Source organism: Achromobacter sp. CSND-B12 (genome assembly GCF_052906545.1).
In genome coordinates, this window is sequence record NZ_JBREGJ010000001.1 from 998,295 (window position 1) to 1,019,612 (window position 21,318).

The window sequence follows — 21,318 nt, forward strand, 5'->3', positions numbered from 1 at the left end:
CGCCCTCCTTAAAGTCCCCCGCTCCTTCCGGCCGCAACAGGCAAGGCCGGCAGGCTGTCATCAACAATAACGGGGAGCACGCCATGGGCAGCACCATATTCTCTAGAAAACGCGATCTGTGGGGAGGCGCCTTCATCGCCCTCTGCGGCGCGCTGACGATCTTCCAGGCCACCTCCTACAACATCGGCGAACTGGCCCGCATGGGGCCGGGCTACTTCCCGATGCTGGTGGGCGCCTTCCTCGTGGCGCTGGGCATCCTCATCCCGCTCAGCCCCGACCCCGACGAAATCCAGGAAGAACAGCTCGAAGAACAGCTGCCGCAGCCCACCCGGCGCGAGCGCCTGCGCGGCATGGCCTGCATCGCGGCCGGCATCGCGCTGTTCATCGTGATCGGCCAGTACCTGGGCTTTCTGCCAGCCACCTTCGCGCTGGTGTTCGTGTCGGCCCTGGGGGACACCTCCAACACATACAAAAGCGCTGCCATCCTGGCCGCCGCGATGACGCTGTTCGGCGCCATTGTCTTTTCCTGGGCGCTGCAATTGCAGTTCCCGATGCTGCGCTGGGGTTGAACCATGGATATCCTCGACAACGTTCTGCACGGCTTCAGCGTCGCCTTCCAGTGGGACAACCTGCTGTGGTCGCTGTTCGGCGTCTTCATGGGCAACATGATCGGCGTGCTGCCCGGCATGGGCGTGCTGGCCGCGATCTCCATCCTGCTGCCGCTGACCTACGCCATGACGCCGGTGGCGGCGCTGATGATGCTGGCGGGCATCTACTACGGCGCCCAGTATGGCGGCGGCATCACCTGCATCCTGCTGAACCTGCCCGGCACGCCGTCCCATGCCGTCACCTGCCTGGACGGCAACCCGCTGGCGCGCCGCGGCAAGTCCGGCTCGGCGCTGTTCATGCTGGTGCTGGCGTCCTTTGTCGGCGCCAGCGTCGGCATCATCGTCATGATCCTGTTCTCGCCCATCCTGGTGGAAGTGGCCTTCCAGTTCGGGCCGGCCGAGTACTTCTCGATGATGATGCTGGGCCTGTTCGCTGGCGCCACGCTGGCCAAGGGCTCGGCCATCAAGGGCGTGGCCATGGTGTTCCTGGGCCTGCTGATCGGCGTGATCGGCACCGACGTCAACACCGGCACCATCCGCTATGCCTTCGGCATCCTCGAACTGAGCGATGGCGTGCAGTTGGTGGCGCTGGCGATGGGCCTGTTCGGGCTGGCGGACTTCTTCGCCAACGTCAACCGCATCGGCAAGGCCAGCACGGTCGGCAGCGCGGCCCGCATGTCGGTGCGGCCCGAGCCCGGCGACATCCGCCAGTCGGCCATGCCGATCGCGCGCGGCAGCGCCATCGGCGCGGTCCTGGGCATCCTGCCCGGCACCGGCGCGACCATCGCGTCGTTCATGTCCTACGCCGTGGAAAAACGCGTCTCCAAGACGCCCGCGCGCTTCGGCAACGGCGCGATCGAGGGCATCGCCGGCCCCGAGGCGGCCAACAACTCGGCGGCGCAGACCAGCTTCATCCCGACCATGAGCCTGGGCATCCCGGGCGACTCCGTCATGGCGCTGATGCTGGGCGCCCTGATCATCCACGGCATCCAGCCGGGACCGCAGATGGTGACCGAGCACGCCGACCTGTTCTGGGGCCTGATCGCCAGCTTCTGGATCGGCAACGTGATGCTGGTGATCATGAACCTGCCGCTGATCGGCATGTGGGCCAAGCTGCTCAAGGTGCCCTACAAGTACCTGTTCCCGTCGGCGCTGTTCTTCGTCTGCGTGGGCGTGTACAGCACCCAGAACAGCCTGTTCGACGTCGGCATGGTGCTGGTGCTGGGCATGGTCGGCTACTTGTTCCTGAAGCTGCGCTTCTCGCCCGCGCCGCTGCTGCTCGGCTTCGTGCTGGGGCCGATGGTCGAGGAGAACTTCCGCCGCGCCCTGCTGCTGTCGCGCGGGCAGATGGGCATCTTCATCGACCGCCCGATCAGCGCGGGTTTCATCTACGCGATCTTCGCGCTCGCGCTGTGGCTGGTCTACTCGACCGTGCGCAATCGCCGCAAGGTGCGCGCGCTGGAACAGGCGCAGGCCTGATTTCACGGAAAACTGCACGATCAGGGGTCGCCGCAAGGCGGCCCCGCCGCTACACCGGAGTACGCCATGAGGGGATTGCAGGACGAACACGCGCTGACCGCGGCCCAGGACCCTACGTTGGGGGTCGCCCGCGGGCTGTCCTTCGTGGAATTGATGGAATTGCTGGAGTTCAGCCGGCTGCGCTTCGAGGCTCCCAGTGCGGGCGCCAGTGCCGCGCTCATCGGCACCCAGGATTGGCGCAGGCATGTCGATGGCAATCGCCTGGATCCCGCCGGCGTCTACATTTGTTCGACCCTGCAGGCCCTGCGCGATGCCGTGCTACCGCCAGACAATGCCGAACTCAGGATCGACATGCCGTCGCTCGACCTCATCCGCCTGATGGCCACGATGCGCCAGCACGACAGCGCGCCGCCACCACCCTGGCTGCGCGTCGATCTGCAGGCATTGATCCGCCGTGTTCTGGTGCCGGCCGATGCCCCCGCGCACCTGTATGACCTGGTCCGCCACGTGGTGATGGCGCGGCTGTGGATCGAGGTCGCGCGCTATGAACCCGCCATCGAGGAAGCCCGCGCATGACTGACCAACCCATTGAAATCATCGCCGCGGCCGTATTCGCGGTCGCCCTGCTGCATACCTTTTCCGCGCCGCTGTTCCTGCGGCTGGCGCACCGCAACAAGCGCCACGAAGGCCTGCTGCACCTGCTCGGCGAGGTCGAGGTGGTGTTCGGCTTCTGGGCCGCGGTGCTGCTGTTGCTGATGGCCTTCGCCGCCTCCGGCGAGGCGGCGCTCGGCTACGCCGAGTCGCGCAACTACACCGAGCCGGCGTTTGTCTTCGTGGTCATGGTCATCGCCGCCTCGCTGCCCGTCCTCACGGCGGTCATGCGGCTGGTGGACCGCCTGGCCAGATGGCTTCCGACGGCCGACCGGACGGCAAAGGCGTGGCTGTGCCTCGCGCTCGTGCCTCTGGCCGGGTCGCTGATCACGGAGCCGGCCGCCATGACGATCGCCGCCATGATGCTGGCGCCGCAGGTCTTTCACCGCGGCATGCCGGAACGGCTGAAGTACCTGGCGCTGGGCGTGCTATTCGTCAACATCTCGATCGGCGGCACCTTGACCTCGTACGCGGCCCCGCCCGTCCTGATGGTGGCGGCGACCTGGGGCTGGGACAGCGCCTTCATGCTCAAGACCTTCGGCTGGAAAGCCGCGCTGGCGGTGCTGGTCAACGCCACCGCGGTCACCTGGCTGCTGCGGCCCCACCTGCAAGACGGCGATGTCTTGACGGTCGGCGGCAACGCCAAGCCGATGTCGTCCACCGTCATCACGGTGCACCTGCTGTTCCTGGCGGCGATCGTCCTGTTCGCCCACCATCCCATCCTCTTCCTGGGGCTGTTCCTGTTCTTCCTGGGCTACACCCAGGCCTACAAGGCGCACCAGAGCCGGCTGATCATCAAGGAAGCCCTGCTGGTCGGCTTCTTCCTGGCCGGCCTGGTCGTGCTGGGCGGCATGCAGCAATGGTGGCTGCAGCCCATCGTCAGCGCCCTCGAACCACGCGTGCTGTTCTTCGGCGCCCTGGCCCTCACCGCCGTCACCGACAATGCCGCCCTGACCTACCTGGGATCGTTGATCGACGGCATTTCCGCGCAGGCGCAATACATGCTGGTGGCGGGCGCGGTTGCCGGCGGCGGCCTGACGGTGATCGCCAACGCGCCCAACCCCGCCGGGGTGGCGCTGCTGCGCGGCGGATTCAGCAACGGCGCGGTCAGCATGCCCGCGCTGCTGGCCGGCGCACTGGCGCCCACCGCGGTGGCCGCGTCGCTCCTGTTCCTGCTGTGACCGTCCCCGGGGTTGCCGCCCCGGGGGCCAATTCTCGTTGCATCTGACATGGTTTGGCGCACATCGCGCCCGCGGCCGCGGTCCAATGGCCCCGCCCTTTTTCAGAGGCGATCCGACATGGCGACCACGATGACCCGCAACGCGTTCCTCAAGCTACTGACCAGGCACCTCTACCCCGTCCTGAAGGCCGAAGGGTTCGAGGGCTCGGGCCAGACCCTGCGGCGTATCCGCGGCCCCGTCGTGCACGTCTTCAACGTGCAGGGCGCCAGCGGCGGCAAGGCCTGCTACCTGAACCTGGGCGCGCACTACGATTTCCTGCCGTGCGAAGGCGGCGCCTTCGTGCCGCCGGCCGAGATCGAGGAATCGCACTGCGTGTTCCGCGAACGCATCGACCCGCCGCCCGGCCCCGCGTTCGGCTGGGCCTATGGACCCGACCAGGCCAGCGCCGAGGAGAACGTCGCCTTCATCGTCAGCGAATGGGCGCGCCAGGGCCATGCCTTCTTCGCTGACCACGACGCCTACCCCGCCAGCTGCGAACGGCTGCTGCGGCAGACCGATCCTGACGGCATCCATCCCGCGAGGACGCTACACCTGGCGCGCATCGCGCGGCACCTGGGCGACGCGGAGCGGGCCCGGACCTTCGCGCGCTCGGGGTTGGCACGGGCGCCGGAACGGGCCACCTCGCTGCAGGAAAAGCTGCAGGCGCTCCTGGCAGGCTAGGATCCTGCGGCCGCGGCCTGCCCCATCCCTGGCGCCCGCGAGGCGCCGGCCCCCGGGCGGCAACCGAAAAGTGGCCATATCAAATAACCCGGATTGGCTATTTTTCACCGATCCAATTTTCCCTAGCATGGCCGGGTTCCCTGTCAACCCCGAGCACATCCATGCCAGAACTGACCCCGGCGCTGCGCCAGCGCATCCTCCAAGCCGTGGACGCGGGCTTCGCGGCCCAGACCGAACTGACGGCGCAACTGGTGCGCCTGCCCTCGCAGCGCGGCGAGGAAGCCACCGCGCAGGACTTCATGGCGGCGCGCTACGCCGAACGCGGCTACGCGGTGGACCGCTGGCGCATCGACGTAGACGCCATCCGCCACCTGCCCGGCTTTTCGCCGGTGGCGGTTTCCTATGACAACGCCTACAACGTGGTCGGCGCCCACCGCGCGCGCAGCCTGAAAGGCCGCTCGCTGATCCTCAATGGCCACATCGACGTGGTGCCGGTCGGCCCGCTGGCGCAATGGAGCCGCGACCCGTACGACCCCGCCATCGTCGACGGCTGGATGCACGGCCGCGGCGCCGGCGACATGAAGTCCGGCCTGGTCGCCTGCCTGTCGGCCATGGACGCGCTCGCCGCGATCGGCCTGGCGCCGGCCGGCGACGTGTTCCTGCAGTCGGTGGTGGAAGAAGAATGCACCGGCAACGGCGCCCTGGCCTGCCTGGCGCGCGGCTACCGCGCCGACGCCGCCTTCATCCCGGAACCGCTGCTGCCCATGCTGATGCGCGCCCAGGTCGGGCCGATGTGGTTCCAGGTGCAGATCGAAGGCGACCCCCAGCACGCCTCGGCCGCCTTCACCGGCGCCGGCGCCAACGCCATCCAGAAGGCGATCTTCCTGATCCAGGCGCTGGACGAACTGGAAACGCGCTGGAACGCCAACAAGCGCGACCACCGCCACTTCTGCGACCATCCCCACCCCATCCGCTTCAACCTCGGCAAGATCGCCGGCGGCGACTGGCCGTCCAGCGTGCCGGCCTGGTGCACCTTCGACATGCGCGTGGCTGTCTATCCGGGCCAGAGCCTGGAGGCCGCGCGCGCCGAGATCGAAGCCTTCGTGGCCCAGGCCGCGGCGCGCGATCCGTTCCTGGCCAAGCATCCGCCCAAGGTGGTCTACCACGGCTTCATGGCCGAGGGCTACGAACTGCGGAACGCCGACGAGGCCGAGGCCGCGCTGCGCGCCGCGCATGAGCAGGTGTTCGGCGAACCGCTGCGCGAATACGCCACGTCGGCCGCCACCGACGCCCGCTTCTACGGCCTGTACGCCGACACCCCGGCCATCGTCTACGGCCCGGAATGCCGCATGCCGCACGGCTACGACGAGGCGGTCAACCTGGAATCGGTGCGCAAGGTCACCCAGACCATTGCGCTATTCATCGCCCAATGGTGCGGACTGGAAGAGCGCCACGCATGAACCGCAGCAACCTCTCCAGCGCCGACCAGGCGCTGTTCGCGGCCGAGCCGCCCAAGTTGTCCCTGTCGCAGGCCGAGGATCTGGCGCGCGACCACTACGGCCTGGCGGTCCGCGCCAGCATCCTGTCCAGCGAGCGCGACCAGAATTTCCTGCTGCGCGGCGCCGACGGCCGCGCCTACGTGCTCAAGGCCACGCATCCGGCCGAAGACCCCGCGGTCACCGACTTCCACACCCAGGCGCAATTGCGGCTGATGCGCGCCGGCGGCCAGCCGCCGGTGCCGCACCTGCTGCCCCGCCTGGCGGGCGACTACGTGCATTGGCACGACGACGCCAGCGGCGCCCGCCGCGCCATCCGCCTGATGACCTTCGTCGATGGCGTGCCGCTGCACCAGGTGGCGCGCACGCCGGCGCAGCACCGGGCGCTGGGCCGCGCGCTGGCCCAGTTCGACCTGGCGCTGGCGGACTTCGACCATGCCATGGCCGGCCACGAACTGATGTGGGACCTGCAACGGGCCGATCAACTGGCCGACCTGCTGCCCAAGATCCCGCAGGCGGACCGCCGCCGGCTGGCCGAACGCCAGCTCGAGCGCTTCGTCACCGACCTGCGGCCCCGCCTGGGCGCGCTGCGGCGCCAGGTCATCCACAACGACCTCAACCCCTACAACGTCATGGTGGCGCGCGATCGGCCCGACCAGGTCGCCGCGCTGCTGGACTTTGGCGACATGGTGCGCGCGCCGCTGGCGCAGGACCTGGCCGTGGCCGGCGCCTACCTGCTGGACGACGCCCCCAACCCCCTGTCGCTGGCGCTGCGCCAATGCCTGGCCAGCTATCACCAGACGCTGCCGCTGACCGAAACCGAGATCGCGCTGCTGCCCGACCTGATCGCCACGCGCCTGTTGATCACGGTGGCCATCACCGGCTGGCGCGCGCAGCAGCACCCCGAGAACCGCCAGTACATCCTGCGCAACAACGGCCTGGCCTGGACCGGCCTGGCGCGCCTGGACGCCCTGCCCCGGCAGCAGGCCAGCGACATCCTGCTGGCCGCCAGCCAGACCCCGATGGAGACTCTTGTATGAGCCGAGACCAAGCCATGCTCAACGCCTTCGACCCCGCCGCGGCCGACGCGCTGCCGCCGGCCGAGCGCGAGCTGATCGCCCGCCGCCAGCGCGTGCTGGGGCCGGCCTACCGCCTGTTCTACGACCAGCCGCTGCACATCGTGCGCGGCGAAGGCGTGTGGCTCTACGGCGCCGACGGCGATCGCTACCTGGACGCCTACAACAACGTAGCCTCGGTGGGCCACAGTCATCCGCGCGTGGTGCGCGCCATCGCCGAACAGGCGGCGGTGCTGAACACCCACACCCGCTATCTGCACGACGGCGTGCTGGACTACGCCGAACGCCTGCTGGCGACGTTCCCGCAGCCGCTGTCGCAGGTCATCTTCACCTGCACCGGCAGCGAGGCCAACGACCTGGCGCTGCGCGTGGCGCGCAGCCATACCGGCGGCACCGGCGTCATCGTCACGCAACTGGCATACCACGGCGTCACCGCCGCGGTGGCCGCTGTGTCGCCGTCGCTCGGCCAGGCCGTGCCGCTGGGCGTGGACACGCGCGCCGTGGCCGCGCCCGACAGCTACCGCCACGATCCGGCCACCCTCGGGCAATGGTTCGGCCAGCAGGTGCGGGCCGCCATCGACGACATGCGGCGCCACGGCATCAAGCCGGCCGCGCTGCTGGTGGACACGATCCTGTCCAGCGACGGCGTCTACAGCGATCCGGCCGGCTTCCTGGCGCCGGCGGCGCAGGCCATCCGCGACGCCGGCGGCCTGTTCATCGCCGACGAAGTGCAGGCCGGCTTCGCCCGCACCGGCTCGTGCATGTGGGGCTTCCAGCGCCACGGCCTGGTGCCGGACCTCGTCACCATGGGCAAGCCGATGGGCAACGGCCATCCCATCGCCGCCATGGTGTCGCGTCCCGACATCATGGAGCGCTTTGGCCGCGAGGCGCGCTACTTCAATACCTTCGGCGGCAATCCGGTGGCCTGCGCGGCTGCCCAGGCCACGCTCTCGGTCATCGAGGAAGAAGGCCTGCAGGCCAACGCCGCGCGCACCGGCCAGTACCTGCGCGACGGTTTCCGCGCGCTGGCCGAGCGCCACGCGCTGATCGGCGACGTGCGCGGCGATGGCCTCTTCATCGGCGTCGAACTGGTGCGCGACCGCGCCGCGAAGACACCGGCCAAGGAAGAGACGCACCGCTTCGTCAACCTGATGCGCCAGCGCCGCGTGCTGCTCAGCGCCACCGGCCTGCACGGCAACGTGCTCAAGCTGCGGCCGCAACTGCCGTTCGCCCGCGAGCATGCCGACCTGCTGCTGGCGGCGGCGGACCAGACGCTGGCGGAACTGTAGCGGGCGAAGCGGCGCCCCTCGTGACCGCTCCCGCGCTGCCCCGCCGATGCGGGGCGCCGGCCACCGTCCCTGGCTGCCTTGGTCCACCGCCGTCATTCAACGGCAAGGCTCAACGCCGCGCCCGCCGCGCGGGCCGGTTCTCGCCGGCCCGCCCCAGCGCCCGCGCAAAGCGGGCCACGCCATCGTCGATGCGCTCGCACGGCACGCCGCCATACCCCAGCACCACCGCCGGCGCCGCCGCGCGCGCGGCATCGGGCAGGTAGTGCGGCTGCCCCAGCACGATGCCTTCGTCGCGGGCCGCCTCGGCCAGACGCGGCACCGACACCTTGCGGTCGAGCCGCGCATAGACATGCAGCCCGGCCCGCGCTTGCGACAACTGCACCTGGTCGCCGACGCGCGCCGCCATCGCCTCGCGCAGCACGATCTGGCGGCCAGCATACTCGGTGCGCATGCGCTTGATGTTGTGCGAGAAATGGCCGTCCGCCATGAAGTCCGCCAGCGCCGCCTGCAAGTGCAGCTGGCCCGGCCGATAGATGCTGGCGCAGGCGCGCGAGAACGGCTCGGCCACCTGTGGCGGCACCACCATGTAGCTCATGCGCAGGCCGGCGAACATGGTCTTGCTGAAGGTGCCCAGGTAGATCACGCGGCCGTCGGCATCCAGCCCCTGCAACGACGGAATCGGCGCGCCGTCGTAGCGGAACTCGCTGTCGTAGTCGTCCTCCAGCACCCACAGGCCGCGCGCCCGCGCCGCCTGCAGCAGTTCCAGGCGCCGCGCCAGCGGCATCACCACGCCGGTGGGGTACTGGTGCGACGGGCTGGTGATCAGCAGCCGCGCGCGGCGCGGCAGCTTGCTGGCCGCCAGGTCCAGGCCCTGGTCATCGAGCACGGCGGCATGGGCGCGCACGCCCGCCGCCGCCAGCACCGGCGGAAAGGCCCAGTGGCACGGGCTTTCCACCAGCGCGGCGTCGCCCGCCCCCGCCAGCATGCGCGCGCACAGGTCCACCGACTGGTGCGTGCCCGCCGTGACGATGACCTGCTCCGGCTCGCACACCACGGCCCGCGCCAGCCGCAGATAGCTGGCGATGGCCTCGCGCAGCGGCAGAAAGCCCGCGCCGTCCTTGGCATAGCCCGACAGCGCCAGGTTCGACTTGCCCAGATGGCGCGACACCAGCCGGCGCCACAGGTGGAACGGAAACAGGCTGGCGTCGGCCACGCCCGGCACGAATGCCCCGGTGTGCTGGCCCAGTCCGGCCGCGCCGCCGGCGATGCCCTCGCCGCGCGTGGACAGGCCCGGCACGTGGCGCTGCGCGAGCCCTGGCGAGGCCGGCGGCAGCAGCGGCCGGTCCACCGTCTTCTCGACGAAGGTGCCGCTGCCGCCGCGCGCGCTCAGGTAGTTCTCGGCGATCAGGCGTTCGTACGCCAGTGTCACCGTGATGCGCGAGATGCCCAACTCCTGCGCCAGCACGCGCGAGGACGGCAAGCGCTGCCCCGCCACCAGCGTGTGGTCCAGCACGCCGCGCCGCACGATGTCGTAGATCTGCTTTTGCAGCGGGTCGGCCGACTCGCGCGATAGCGCGCCGGATAGCAGGTCGGCGAGCAGGACTTCCTTCATGAAGTGGACCTATCTCTGATTGGATTGTGGCTATACAAGATATAGCCAGTAGTTGCTATCGTCAACGCCGTATCCAATGCGGCGCCACCGTGGAAAGCCGCGACAAACAAGGGGAATTCCATGCAAGACCAGAATGGCCGCAGACAGCCGGTCAGGGCGGCGGCCGCCGCTTTCTTCGGCACCATGATCGAGTGGTACGACTTCTACTGTTATGCCACGGCGGCCGCCCTGGTGTTCGGCGACGTGTTCTTCGCCACCAACGATCCCTTCATGGGCACGCTGGCCTCGCTCGGCACCTTCGCCATCGGCTTTTTCGCGCGGCCGGTGGGCGCGGTGCTGTTCGGCCATCTCGGCGACCGCGTCGGCCGCAAGCAGAGCCTGGTCATCACGCTGCTGCTGATGGGCCTGGCCACCACGCTGATCGGCCTGCTGCCGTCATACCATTCGATCGGCCTGACCGCCGTGGTGCTGCTGGTCGCGCTGCGGCTGGTGCAGGGCATCGCGGTGGGCGGCGAATGGGGCGGCGCGGTGCTGATCGCGGCCGAACACGCGCCGCCCAAGTGGCGCACCTTCCTGGCCTCGGCGCCGCAGTACGGCAGCCCCATCGGCCTGATCCTGGCGACCGGCGTGTTCCGCCTGGTGTCCGACCTGCCCAAAGAGGACTTCCTGTCGTGGGGCTGGCGCCTGCCCTTCATCATCAGCGGCGTGCTGGTGCTGGTGGCCTTCGTCATCCGCCGCGGCGTCAACGAAAGCCCCGAACTGGAAGCGCGCCTGAAGGAAAAGAAAAAGGAAAGCACCGCCCCCATCAGCATGGTGCTGCGCGAACGCAAGCGCGCGCTGCTGCTGGGCATCGGCCTGTGCCTGCTGGGCATCTCGGGGTTCTACTTCGTCACCACCCTGATGATCACCTACACCACCACCTACCTGAAGATCACGCGCAGCCAGATCCTGGACGTGGTGACCTGGGCCGGCGTGGTCGAGCTGATCAGCTTCCCGATCGCCTCGTACATCGCCACCCGCGTCGGCGAGCGCCGCTTCCTGATCTGGGTCACCGCCCTGTCGACGCTGTGGGCGGTGCCGATGATGATGCTGATCCTGACCGGCGACATCCAGAACATCGCCATCGGCATCCTCACTGCGATCTTCCTGATCGGCGCCTACTACGCGGTGCTGGCGCCCTACCTGCCGCTGGCCTTCCCGGTGGAGATGCGCTACACCGGCATCTCGCTCAGCTTCCAGCTGTGCGGCGCGATTTTCGGCGGCACCACGCCGCTGGTGGGGCTGTGGGTGGCGCACACCTTCGGCCTGACCTGGCAGCCGATGGCGCTGATGTTCGCCATCATCGCCGGCGCCAACCTGCTGTGCGCGATCTACCTGCCGACGCCGGAGCGGGAGGCGGCGCGCCGGGGACGCGGCGCCCTGCGTGCCGGGCAGCACAGCCGAGCGCTGTAACACCGATCGCGGCGCTGCGCTTTGGACGATATCCAAGGCGCTGCTCCGCCCCCTATGACTTGGCGGTGAGCAAGCCGACGAACGTTTCGCCCAGCGCCCTCAATTGCGCTTCGTCGTTCTTGGGAGACGACAATTGGCTCCAGAATTTTCCCGAATTCCAACCGAGCGTACGTCTGTTGTCGGTGCCAGTCTGAGTGAAGAACCCCCAGAACCACAGGTCGTCCCACGTCAGCATGTCCTCAGCCGAGTAGCGGCTTCTCAGGCCCTTGTTGATATTCTCGACTCGCGGACAGGGATGCCCCAGCGTCTCGAATATGTGCAGGATGACCCGATCGACAGGCAGATAAGGCTTGCTTTGCAGGGCGCTTTCAGGTCCCCGGCTGGCGTCGGACCAAAAATGAAGCGCTTGCGGCCCCGCGTGTAGCCTGATCGCCGCCTTGACGAACAGCGCCGTCGTCTTGATGCCCCACCCCGGTCGGGCATGCAGGGCGAGGAAAAGCGCTGCCCAATCGTCCGTCTCGCCTTCCCGGGCCGTGAAAGGGGCCTTGCCCTTTTTGGCATGCTCTTTGCCTGGACCCAGCAGATACGCGGTGAACGCCTTCAACGACGCGGTCTGTTCCGGAGTGGCCCGGTGCAGCGTTTCCCAGAATCCCCGCAGATCGTTCATGTCCGCGCTAGACTGCGTGCTGACATTCAAATGCAGAAAACGGGTCAGCCTGTCATGAGCGGAATGGCAACCGGCCAAGCAACGCGCATACTCACGCTCCTGGAACTCTCGATTCCACTTCGTATGTTCCTTGAGGAATTCAAAGAGTCTCCGCACGGAAGGCTGGGTCCAGTCGAAGTTGTCCTTGTTTCGAATCTTGCTCATTTTTTCTGCATGGCCAGGGGAAGGAGGAGAGCCGCGACGCGCGTGATACGTCCTTTGGCGCGAAAGGCTGGAGCGAGATCGTACTCCCACAATCCGATGGCGGCTCGGCCTGACGCTGATCCCTTGCCTATGGGCGGCGGCCGGATTCGACTTCCCGGGATGGTCCGCGCCGCGGCTCACGCACCCACGTCAAAACCGCGTCCGCAGCGTCAGGTTGAAACTGCGCCCCGGCTGCAGCAATGGATTCTGGTCCGTCATGGGGTAATTCACGTTCGAGGCCGTGGCCGCGCTACGATAGGCGCGGTTGAACAGATTGCTGATGCCCAGCACGGCCTGGGTATTGCCGACCCGCGGCAAGCCGAGCTTGTCCAGCTGCAGCTGCGCATACAGGTTGACCACGCCGAATCCGCCGGCCGGATATTCCTTGCGGTCGTCGTAGCGGTTCTGGCCCTTGGCCCACTGCAGTTCTCCGCTCAGGGCGTAGGCTTCGTTCGGCCCGACGTACTGCACGCCCATCAGGCCGCTGAGCGCGGCGATGGATGGCAGCGGCCGCCTGGTGACCAGGTTGGTCGCGTGCAGATAGCTGGCGCTGCCATACACATTGAGCGCGCGGGTCACTTGCCAGCGCCAGTCGCTCTCGAGCCCCTGGACGCGCGCCCTGCCCACGTTGCGACGTTGGGTGGCCGGCAGGCCCATGTACATGGTGTCGACGCTCTCGATGAAATCGCGGAAATTGCTGCGGAATGCCGTCAGGCCGACCGTGGCATCGTCGAAATGCAGGCGGGCGCCGATATCCGCGTTGGTGCCGCGCTCGGGCTTGAGCTGAGGGTTGGGGAAACTGTAGCTGGTGCCGGTGAAGCCGGCATTGAACATGTCGAAGACCCACGGCATGCGGAACGAATTGCCGACGCTGCCCAGCAGCTCGACCACCTCGGTGGCGCGGTACGACACCCCCAAACTGCCGGTGGTGGCCGTCTGCTGGTTGTTCTGCGCGGCGCGGAAGGCGGGCAGCAGGTCGGGCGATGGCAACGGGCTCAGGCCGACGTCCGAGCGGTACCAGTCGAAACGGCCACCGGCGCTGACGGTCCACTTGGGCGCGGGATTCCATTCATTGCTCAGGAACACGCCGATATTGGTCTGATAGCGGATAGGACCGGTGCGCACCCAATCGTCGCGCTTGACGGTGGTGGTGCCATCCGGCCGGCGCAGCGTGGTCTGGGAACGCATCTTCTGGCCCGGCCAGATTTCATGCATGAAATCCATGCCCACCGTGGTGGCGACGCTGGCCCAGGGAATGGTCGCGGCCAGGTTGCCGCCATAGGCCAGCGGCCCGATCACGTGGCGCCGCATGTCGACCACGCGCGCCGCGTTGACTTGGTTGTGGGAAGCCAGGGTGGTGTCGAATTCATTGACGTAGAGGCTGGCGCGCAGTTCGCTGATGATGCCGTCGAACTCGCCGCTGTAGCCCAGCTTGCCCTGCTTGACGGCAAGCGGATCGCGGTGGCTGCTGGTGAGGGGATACGGCGGCACGGCGCCGGCGCCGTCGTCGTTCACGTGCGCGAAGCGGCCGCTGATCTCGAAGCGTTGTCGGACGTCGGGCATGTAGCCCAGCACGATGCCGCCGCCTGTGCCGCGAAAGCCGCTGTTGGGCACCTCTTCGGTCCCGCTGCGGAAGTTGCTGGCGCGCCGGCCGGTGGCGTACACGCGCAAGTCGAAGCCGTCGCCCGCCGCTTCCAGCGCGGCGTTGGCCTGCATCGCGTTGGCGTTGCTGCGCCACGACGCCGACACTTCGCCGCCATTGAGCTGGAACGCATGATCCAGATTGCCGTGGGCGCGCCGGGTGACGAAGTTGATCAGGCCGCCCAGCCCATCGCTGCCGAAGCGCGCCGAATCCGGCCCGCGCACCACCTCGACCTGCTCCAGCTCGGTCGGGCTGATCAGCATGAATTGCAGGGTATTTCGGCCACGGAAGCGATTGCCGTCGATGAAGACAGGCACCCGCATGTCATTGGTATTCATGCCGCGCAGGAATACCGTGCCGGCAATGCCGCCCGTGTGGTTGATGGTGGCGTTCGGAATCCGGCTCAATAGCTCCAGGGTGCTGATGGGGCTGAGCCGGTCGATGTCCTGGCGGTCGACCACCGACACCGATTGCGTCACCGCATGGTCTAGCGTCGCCGGCGGCGGCGCGGCGCCGATGGCGTGCAGGCGGCCGTCGTCCGCGCCGTCGCCGGCCGTGACGCGGATGGCCGGCAGTTGCGCGGGTTCGGCGGCCACGGCGGGCGCGCCAAGGGTGGTGGCCGCGAGCAGGAAAGCGCGGACGAAGGGCGAAGGAGGAAAGGGATGAGTCATACAGGAACGCAAAGGCAAAGCCCGAAGGCCGGAGAAACGCCGCCTTGCGCGGCGGCGATGAAAGCCGGCGCGCGGGGCAACAGGGCCCCGCGCGACAGGTTCAGAACCGCGTCCGCAACGTCACATTGACGCTGCGCCCCGGCTGCAGCAACGGGTTCAGGCCCGTCATGGGGTAGTTGACATTCGACGCCGTGGCAGCGGTGCGATACGCGCGGTCGAACAGGTTGTTGATGCTGAACACCGCCTGGGTATTGCCCACCCTCGGCAGGCCCAGCCGGTCCAGCTGCAATTGCGCGGACAGGTTGACCACGCCAAAGCCGGCCGCTGGGTATTCCTTGCGGTCGTCATAGCGGCCTTGCCCCTTGGCCCACTGCAGTTCGGCGCCGAAGGCATAGGCGTCATTCGGGCCGACGTACTGCACCCCCATCAGGCCGCTGAGTGTGGCGATGGAGGGCAGCGGCCGGCGGGTGATGCGGTTGGTGGCATGCAGGTAGCCGGCGCTGCCATACAGGTTGAGCGCGCGCGTCACTTGCCAGCGCCAGTCGCTTTCCACCCCCTGCACCCGAACCTTGCCCACATTCGCCTTTTGCGTGGCGGGCAGGCCGTTGTACTGGGTGTTGACGTTCTCGATGAAGTCGCGGAAATCGCTGCGGAACGCCGTCAGGCCGACCGTGGCATCGTCGAAGTGCAGCCGGGTGCCCACGTCCACGTTCGTGCCGCGCTCGGGCTTGAGCTGAGGATTGGGGAAGGAGTAGCTGGCGCCGGTAAATCCGGCATCGAACATGTCGAAGATCCAGGGCATGCGGAACGAATTTCCGACGCTGCCCAACAGCTCAATCACTTCGGTTGCGCGGTACGACAGTCCAAGGCTGCCCGTAGTGGCGGTCTGTTGATTGTTCTGCGCCGCGCGGAAAGCGGGCAGCAGATCGGGGGACGGCAAGGGCGAAAGGTCGACATCGGAACGGTACCAATCCACGCGGCCACCGGCCGTCACCGTCCATTTCGGGGAAATCGTCCACTCATTGCTGAGGAAGACGCCGATGTTGGTCTGGTAACGGGCCGGCCCGCTGGGCTCCCAGGCGCCGCGGCTGACGGTCGTGCCGCCGCCGGGTTGGCGCAGTGTCACCTGTGTGCGCCGCTCTTGGCCAGGCCAGTTTTCATGCATGAAATCCATGCCCACCGTGGTGGCGACGCTGGCCCACGGGAGGGTTGCCGCAAGATTGCCGCCATAGGCCAGCGGCCCGGGCACGTGGCGCTGCACGTCCAGCACGCGGTTCGGATTGGCCTGATTGTGCGCCACCAGGATGGTGTCGAAGTCGTTGACGTAGAAGCTGGCGCGCAATTCGCTGATCGCGCCGTCGAACTCGCCCCGATAGGCCAGCCTTCCCTGCTTGACGTCCAACGGATCGCTGCGGGTCGTGGCCAGCGGATAGGGCGGCACGGTTCCCGCCCAGCCTTCGTTCACATGCGCGATGCGGCCGCTGATCTCAAAACGTTGGCGCGCGTCCGGCATGTAGCCCAGCACAATGCCCCCGCCCGCGCTGCGAAAATCGCTGTTGGGCACCTTGCCTGCGGCGCTGCGGAAGTTGCCGGCGCGCCGCCCGGTGGCATAGACGCGCAGATCGAAGCCATCGCCGGCCGCCTCCAGCGCCGCGTTGGCCTGCATCCCGTTGCCATTGCTCTGCCAGGTGGCCAACACCTCGCCGCCGCCAAGGGCGAACCCATGCTCCAGGTTGCCGTGGGCGCGCTTGGTGACGAAGTTGATCAGGCCGCCCAGCCCGTCGCTGCCGAAGCGGGCCGAATCCGGCCCTCGCACCACCTCGACCGCCTCCAGTTCGGTTGGACTGATGAGCATGAACTGCAACTTGTTGCGGCCGCGGAAGCGGTCGCCGTCAATGAACACGGGCACCCGCATATCCAGGGTGTCCATGCCCCGCAGGAACAACGTGCCGCCAATGCCGCCGCCAAGATTGATGGTGGCATTGGGAATGCGGCCCAGCAACTCCAGCGTGCTGATGGCGCTGAGCCGGTCGAGGTCCTGGCGGTCGACCACCGACACCGACTGCGTGACCGTGTGGTCCAACATCGCCGGCGGCGGCACGGCGCCGATGGCATGCAGGCGGCCATCGTCGGCGGCCGCGTCATCGGCCGTCACCCGGATGGCGGGAAGTTGCGCGGTGTCGGCGGCCATGGCGGGCGCGCCGAGGCTGGCGGCGGCGAGCAGGACGGCACGGAAGAAAGACGATGGCGGGAAAGAATGAGTCATACGAAAACGCAATGGCGAGGCCGGGAGGCCGGGAAATGCCGCCTCAGGCGGCGGGGGTGGAATCTTTCAGCCACGGCAGGAAGCCGCGCAGGAAGCGGCTGGTGGCCGGCATGAAATAGCTGCCGTGGTGGTACATGGGATCGAGCGAGGTGACGATCAGCCGGCCCGCCGTGCTGCAACGATCCTCGTACAGCACCGATCCGGCGCCGACCTTGTCGACCAGCGAGACCGCGCCCGGCGGCGGCGCATAGGTGCCATGCTGGTGCCAGGTGACATCGGCCAGCGTCAGATACCGGAACAGCGAATGGTCGGGCGCCGCCAGCCGCAGGCCGGGATCGGCCCCCGGCGTCTTCCACCACCAGAAATTCACTTCGCAATCGGTCCAGCGCACGCCATCCAGCCAGCGGTGCGAGCCGGTCTCGCCCATCGCCACCAGCGTCTTGCCGGCGGCCAGGAAGCGGGCCAAGCGCGCCCGCTGCGCCACCAGCAGCTCGGGATTGATGCGGCACGACACGATCAAGGCGTCGCAGCCCTCCAGGGCGGCGTCATCCAATTCCGGCAGGTAGATCACCCGGTCGATGTACGCCGCCAGTTCCGGCGTGTGGAAGGTGCGATGGTGGTAATAGGTGCCGGCGTCCAGCGCGGCGATCACCGGCGCGCGCCGGTTCGAAACGGAATGGGTGTCGTGGATCATGCCGCCTCCCCGCGCAGCCAGTCGACCAGCTGCGGCACGATGCGGCGGGTGCTGTCCGCGCTGCCCGCATACATCCACATGTCGTTGCCGGAATGCGTGAACAGGCGGCCGCCGCCGGGCAAGGACAGCACCCAGTCCACCGGCACCGCGTCCGGCCCCAGCGTGTGCAGCACGCTCGCGCCAGCCGGCGGCGGATTGCCACCGCGAGCGTAGAAGCCGGCCACGCCGCGGCGGAAGGTCAGGTGTTCCGGATCGACGCCATCGAAAACGGGATGCGCCTGGGCGCGGTGCAGCCGCAGTCCCTCGATGCCGCGCGCCGGGCCGGGCACGAACGGCGCCAGCCAGCGCAGGAAGGGATAGGCCACGTGGCCGTTGAACACCATGGTGCCGCCCGCCAGCAGCCAAGCCTCCAGCCGGGCCTGCTGCGACAGCAGGTAGCGCTGGTCGGTATTGGCCGGCACCAGCAGAGCGCGTACCGTCGCCAGTTCCAGGCGGTGCAGGGCGTACAGGGGTTCGGCGATCGCCGGCGGCGCATCGCCGCCGGTCAACGCGGCGGGACCGTCGCCGGTCCAGTGATTCAAATAGACGATGGTGTTCATCGGATTCAATGGAAAAGAGGAATCACGCCCGGCACCTCGCGGCGGTCGGCGGTGACGGTGGTCACCCGTACCGGCAAGCCGTACAGCCGGCTCAGGCGTTCGTCGGTGCACATCTGTCCGGTGGGCCCGGCCTCGCAGGCGTCGGGATGCATCAACAGGGTCTGGTCGGCGATGTGCTGCGCGTGCTGCGGCTGGTGGGTCGAGAACACCACCGTCATGCCCTCGCCGGCCAGCCGCCGCAGCAGCGTCAGGATCACGTCCTGGTTGCGCAGGTCGAGCGCCGCGCTGGGCTCGTCCAGCACGATGATGGGGCTGGCGCTGGCCATGGCCCGCGCGATGCACGCCAGCTGCTGTTCGCCGCCGCTGAGCGCATGGAATGGCCGCGCCGCCAGATGCTCCAGCCGCACGGCGCGCAGGCACGCGCGGGCGATGTCGCGGTCGCCCGGGCCGGGCGAGGCCCACCAGCGCAGATGCCGCACGCGGCCCATGGTCACCATGGCCAGCACGTCGTAGGCGAATAGCGAATCGGTGCGCTGCGGCACATAGGCGGCGTGGCCGCGCAGGCGCACCGCGCCGGCGGCCGGCGGCTGCACCCCCAGCAGCGTCTTGAGCAAGGTGGTCTTGCCCCGGCCGTTCGGCCCCAGCACGGCCAGCACGCCGCCGGCCGGCACGCGCAGCGTCAGGTCGGACAGCAGCAGGCGGCCGCCGGCCTGCACGGCAAGGCGGTTCAGTTCAAGCATGGCCCGCCTCCCTGCCCTGCGTGCGGCGCAACAGCCATGCGAACAGCGGCGCGCCGACCAGCGCGGTGATCACGCCCAGCGGAATCTCGGCGCTGGTGGCGCTGCGGGCCACGGTATCGACCCACACCATGTAGGTGCCGCCGAGCAAGGCGCTGGCGGGCAGCAGCACGCGGTGATCGGGACCGACCAGCATGCGCGCGATGTGCGGCACCACCAGCCCGACCCAGCCCACCGTGCCCGACACCGCCACGCTGGCCGACACCACCAGCGTGGCGCAGCCCAGCAGCATCCAGCGCAGCGGCTCGACCGCCAGCCCCATGGCGCTGGCCTGATCGTCCCCCAGCGACAGCACGTTGATGCGGAACCGCAGCGCGAACAACAACCCCATGCCCGCCGCGATGGGCGCCACCGCCGCCCCCAGCTTGACGTAGGACGCGGTGGCGAAGCTGCCCATCAGCCAGAACACGATCGCCGGCAGGCTGTCGTAGGGATCGGCAAAATAGGTGGCCAGCGAGATCAGCGCGGAAAAGAACGCGCTGGTGACCACGCCCGCCAGCACCAGCATCAGGATGGTGGTGCGCCCCCGCGAGCGGCCCAGCAGGTAGACGATGGCCACCGCCAGCAGGCCGCCCGCGAAAGCGAACCCCAACGTCGCCCACAGCGACGAGAACAGCAGGATCGCGACGCAACCGCCGAACGCGGCGCCCGAGGAAATGCCCAGGATCTGCGGCCCGACCAGGGGGTTGCGGAAGGCGCCCTGCAAGGCCGCGCCGCACAGCGCCAGGCTGGAGCCGGCCAGCAGCGCCAGCAGCACCCGCGGCAGGCGCACCAGCAATACCACCCGGCGCTCGGCGTCGGCGACGGCCGGCAGCCAGGATGCCAGGCCGTCGGGCAGCGCCCATCCGGCCAGCGCGGCGCCCACATGAGAGGCTGGCAAGGCATAACGCCCCACACACAACGCGGCCAGGGCCGACAGCGGCACCGCGGCGATCATCAACCACCAGGGCCCGGCGCGCCGCCGATCGTCGCCCCGGGCGGGATTCCGTTCAGCGCAGGCGGTCATAGCCGGCGGCTCCGTGGTTCAAGCGCATGCGCAGCACCTTGTCGATATCGGCGGCGTCGATGTCAGAGCCGTACAGCCAGGCATAAGCCTGCGCGATGTGCTCGCGCAGCGGCCAGTCGAACCGACCTGGATGCAGCAACTGGCTCAGCCACTGCCAGTACAACGGCGATTCCTGGCTGGGGGGATCCCAGATGTAGCCGCCGGCCGGAATCATGTAGACGCGATGGCTGCGCACGGCCGGAATGTCCGCGAACAGCGGATCGGCATAGATCATGGCGGGCGTCAGGCCCGACTCGAAGTTGTTCAGCAGGATCACGTCGGGCGCCCAGGCCATGATCTGCTCGATGCCGACCGATTGGCCGGTGCCGACCACCGCCGCGGCCACGTTGCGCCCGCCAGTCAATTGGATATCGTCATCGAAACTGCTGCCCGCGCCCGAGGTGCGCAACTGCGGGCGATAACGCGACAGATACAACACCCCGGGACGCTCGTCAGCGCGCAGGCCGCCGGTGACGGCAAGTATCCGTGCGCGCACGTCGTCACGCCAGGCCAGTTGCCGCGCGGCGCGCGCATCCTGCCCGAGCGAATGGCCCATCAGCCGGATCCATTCGCGGGTGCGTACTTCGGTGCCATAGAGCAACGCCGCCACCGGCAACCCGGCATTGCGCAGCGGCGCGATCAGGTCGTCGCCCATGTGGCCCCACTGCCACACCATGTCGGGCTGGATCTGCAGCAGGGTTTCCACGTTCGGCACGAAGCCTGAACGGGTGATGTCCGAACGCACGCCCGCCATGTGCGGGAACAGGCGCGACGGCACCGGGTCCGCCATGCGTGCATAGGAATCCGGGTGCATGCCCGCCAGGTGCCGCGACGAGCCGCCGTCCAGCGACATCAGCAGCGTGCCGCCCGGCATGGGTAGCGAAACCGCCCGCGTCGACGGCGCGGCCTGAGCGACCGGGTTGCCGAGCATGTCGGTGAACTGGAGCGGCGCCTGCGCCAGCACGGCGGACGGCAATGACAGCGCCGCCAGCAGGGCGCTCAAGGCAATGGAATGACTTTTAAGACGGCGCGGTTGCGGCGCGGTCCAGGTCTTGTATTCTTTCACGGTGGCGGCATCTTGAACAGGAATCATTTTCGATTCGGATTCTAGGTAGCCACCCCCGCTCTTC

At 68.4% G+C, this 21,318-nt stretch carries 18 protein-coding genes; 9 read left to right on the plus strand and 9 right to left on the minus strand.

Annotated features, from left to right (window positions below):
* Nucleotides 1-83 precede the first annotated feature (83 nt).
* The 8 genes from ACUTAG_RS04440 to ACUTAG_RS04475 all read left to right on the plus strand — a co-directional run bounded on the left by ACUTAG_RS04440 (nucleotide 84) and on the right by ACUTAG_RS04475 (nucleotide 8,500).
* On the plus strand, nucleotides 84-569 hold the full coding sequence (locus tag ACUTAG_RS04440) for a tripartite tricarboxylate transporter TctB family protein (protein WP_020928744.1): 486 nt from the start codon (nucleotides 84-86) through the stop codon (nucleotides 567-569).
* A gap of 3 nt (nucleotides 570-572) precedes the next feature.
* A complete protein-coding gene (locus ACUTAG_RS04445) occupies nucleotides 573-2,087 on the plus strand; it encodes a tripartite tricarboxylate transporter permease (protein WP_026383301.1) in 1,515 nt (504 codons plus the stop codon).
* 66 nt (nucleotides 2,088-2,153) lie between these two features.
* Nucleotides 2,154-2,663 (plus strand): hypothetical protein, encoded by a 510-nt coding sequence (locus ACUTAG_RS04450; protein WP_047991373.1) that lies wholly within the window; start codon nucleotides 2,154-2,156, stop codon nucleotides 2,661-2,663.
* Nucleotides 2,660-3,919: a putative Na+/H+ antiporter gene (locus tag ACUTAG_RS04455; RefSeq protein ID WP_148318542.1), complete on the plus strand. Its 1,260-nt coding sequence runs from the start codon at nucleotides 2,660-2,662 to the stop codon at nucleotides 3,917-3,919. Before ACUTAG_RS04450 ends, ACUTAG_RS04455 begins: the two co-directional genes overlap by 4 nt.
* A 117-nt stretch (nucleotides 3,920-4,036) precedes the next feature.
* A complete protein-coding gene (locus ACUTAG_RS04460) occupies nucleotides 4,037-4,639 on the plus strand; it encodes a DUF4304 domain-containing protein (protein ID WP_110059199.1) in 603 nt (200 codons plus the stop codon).
* A 161-nt stretch (nucleotides 4,640-4,800) separates the two neighbouring features.
* Nucleotides 4,801-6,099 (plus strand): ArgE/DapE family deacylase, encoded by a 1,299-nt coding sequence (locus tag ACUTAG_RS04465; RefSeq protein WP_148318540.1) that lies wholly within the window; start codon nucleotides 4,801-4,803, stop codon nucleotides 6,097-6,099.
* Nucleotides 6,096-7,175, plus strand: coding sequence for a phosphotransferase (locus ACUTAG_RS04470; RefSeq protein WP_020928748.1), 1,080 nt, complete (start codon nucleotides 6,096-6,098; stop codon nucleotides 7,173-7,175). Before ACUTAG_RS04465 ends, ACUTAG_RS04470 begins: the two co-directional genes overlap by 4 nt.
* Nucleotides 7,172-8,500 (plus strand): aspartate aminotransferase family protein, encoded by a 1,329-nt coding sequence (locus ACUTAG_RS04475; RefSeq protein ID WP_026383307.1) that lies wholly within the window; start codon nucleotides 7,172-7,174, stop codon nucleotides 8,498-8,500. The genes ACUTAG_RS04470 and ACUTAG_RS04475 overlap by 4 nt, the downstream gene beginning before the upstream one ends.
* A gap of 109 nt (nucleotides 8,501-8,609) precedes the next feature.
* On the opposite strand, the gene pdxR is transcribed toward ACUTAG_RS04475, so the two are convergent.
* Nucleotides 8,610-10,112 carry a MocR-like pyridoxine biosynthesis transcription factor PdxR gene (pdxR, locus tag ACUTAG_RS04480; protein ID WP_026383308.1) on the minus strand — a complete coding sequence of 501 codons (1,503 nt, stop codon included), beginning with the start codon at nucleotides 10,110-10,112 and terminating at the stop codon, nucleotides 8,610-8,612.
* 120 nt (nucleotides 10,113-10,232) lie between these two features.
* Between pdxR and ACUTAG_RS04485 the strand changes: the two genes are divergently transcribed.
* Entirely contained in the window at nucleotides 10,233-11,564 is a 1,332-nt protein-coding gene (locus ACUTAG_RS04485) for an MFS transporter (protein ID WP_148318538.1), read from the plus strand.
* 52 nt (nucleotides 11,565-11,616) lie between these two features.
* On the opposite strand, the gene ACUTAG_RS04490 is transcribed toward ACUTAG_RS04485, so the two are convergent.
* From ACUTAG_RS04490 to ACUTAG_RS04525, 8 genes are all read right to left on the minus strand, one after another.
* Nucleotides 11,617-12,435: a hypothetical protein gene (locus ACUTAG_RS04490; protein ID WP_148318536.1), complete on the minus strand. Its 819-nt coding sequence runs from the start codon at nucleotides 12,433-12,435 to the stop codon at nucleotides 11,617-11,619.
* A gap of 189 nt (nucleotides 12,436-12,624) precedes the next feature.
* Nucleotides 12,625-14,787 carry a TonB-dependent receptor gene (locus tag ACUTAG_RS04495; RefSeq protein WP_148318534.1) on the minus strand — a complete coding sequence of 721 codons (2,163 nt, stop codon included), beginning with the start codon at nucleotides 14,785-14,787 and terminating at the stop codon, nucleotides 12,625-12,627.
* Nucleotides 14,788-14,887: 100 nt separating this feature from the next.
* Nucleotides 14,888-17,053 carry a TonB-dependent receptor gene (locus ACUTAG_RS04500; protein WP_148318532.1) on the minus strand — a complete coding sequence of 722 codons (2,166 nt, stop codon included), beginning with the start codon at nucleotides 17,051-17,053 and terminating at the stop codon, nucleotides 14,888-14,890.
* 43 nt (nucleotides 17,054-17,096) lie between these two features.
* A complete protein-coding gene (locus tag ACUTAG_RS04505) occupies nucleotides 17,097-17,747 on the minus strand; it encodes a hypothetical protein (protein ID WP_148318530.1) in 651 nt (216 codons plus the stop codon).
* A complete protein-coding gene (locus tag ACUTAG_RS04510; RefSeq protein ID WP_148318528.1) occupies nucleotides 17,744-18,346 on the minus strand; it encodes a hypothetical protein in 603 nt (200 codons plus the stop codon). The genes ACUTAG_RS04505 and ACUTAG_RS04510 overlap by 4 nt, the downstream gene beginning before the upstream one ends.
* 5 nt (nucleotides 18,347-18,351) lie before the next feature.
* Entirely contained in the window at nucleotides 18,352-19,086 is a 735-nt protein-coding gene (locus ACUTAG_RS04515; RefSeq protein WP_148318526.1) for an ABC transporter ATP-binding protein, read from the minus strand.
* Complete coding sequence (locus tag ACUTAG_RS04520) at nucleotides 19,079-20,149, minus strand: FecCD family ABC transporter permease (RefSeq protein ID WP_262352266.1); 1,071 nt, start codon at nucleotides 20,147-20,149, stop codon at nucleotides 19,079-19,081. Before ACUTAG_RS04520 ends, ACUTAG_RS04515 begins: the two co-directional genes overlap by 8 nt.
* The gene (locus ACUTAG_RS04525; RefSeq protein WP_262352265.1) at nucleotides 20,133-21,281 is read right to left on the minus strand and encodes an ABC transporter substrate-binding protein; all 1,149 of its coding nucleotides are present in this window, start codon (nucleotides 21,279-21,281) and stop codon (nucleotides 20,133-20,135) included. Before ACUTAG_RS04525 ends, ACUTAG_RS04520 begins: the two co-directional genes overlap by 17 nt.
* Nucleotides 21,282-21,318 lie beyond the last annotated feature (37 nt).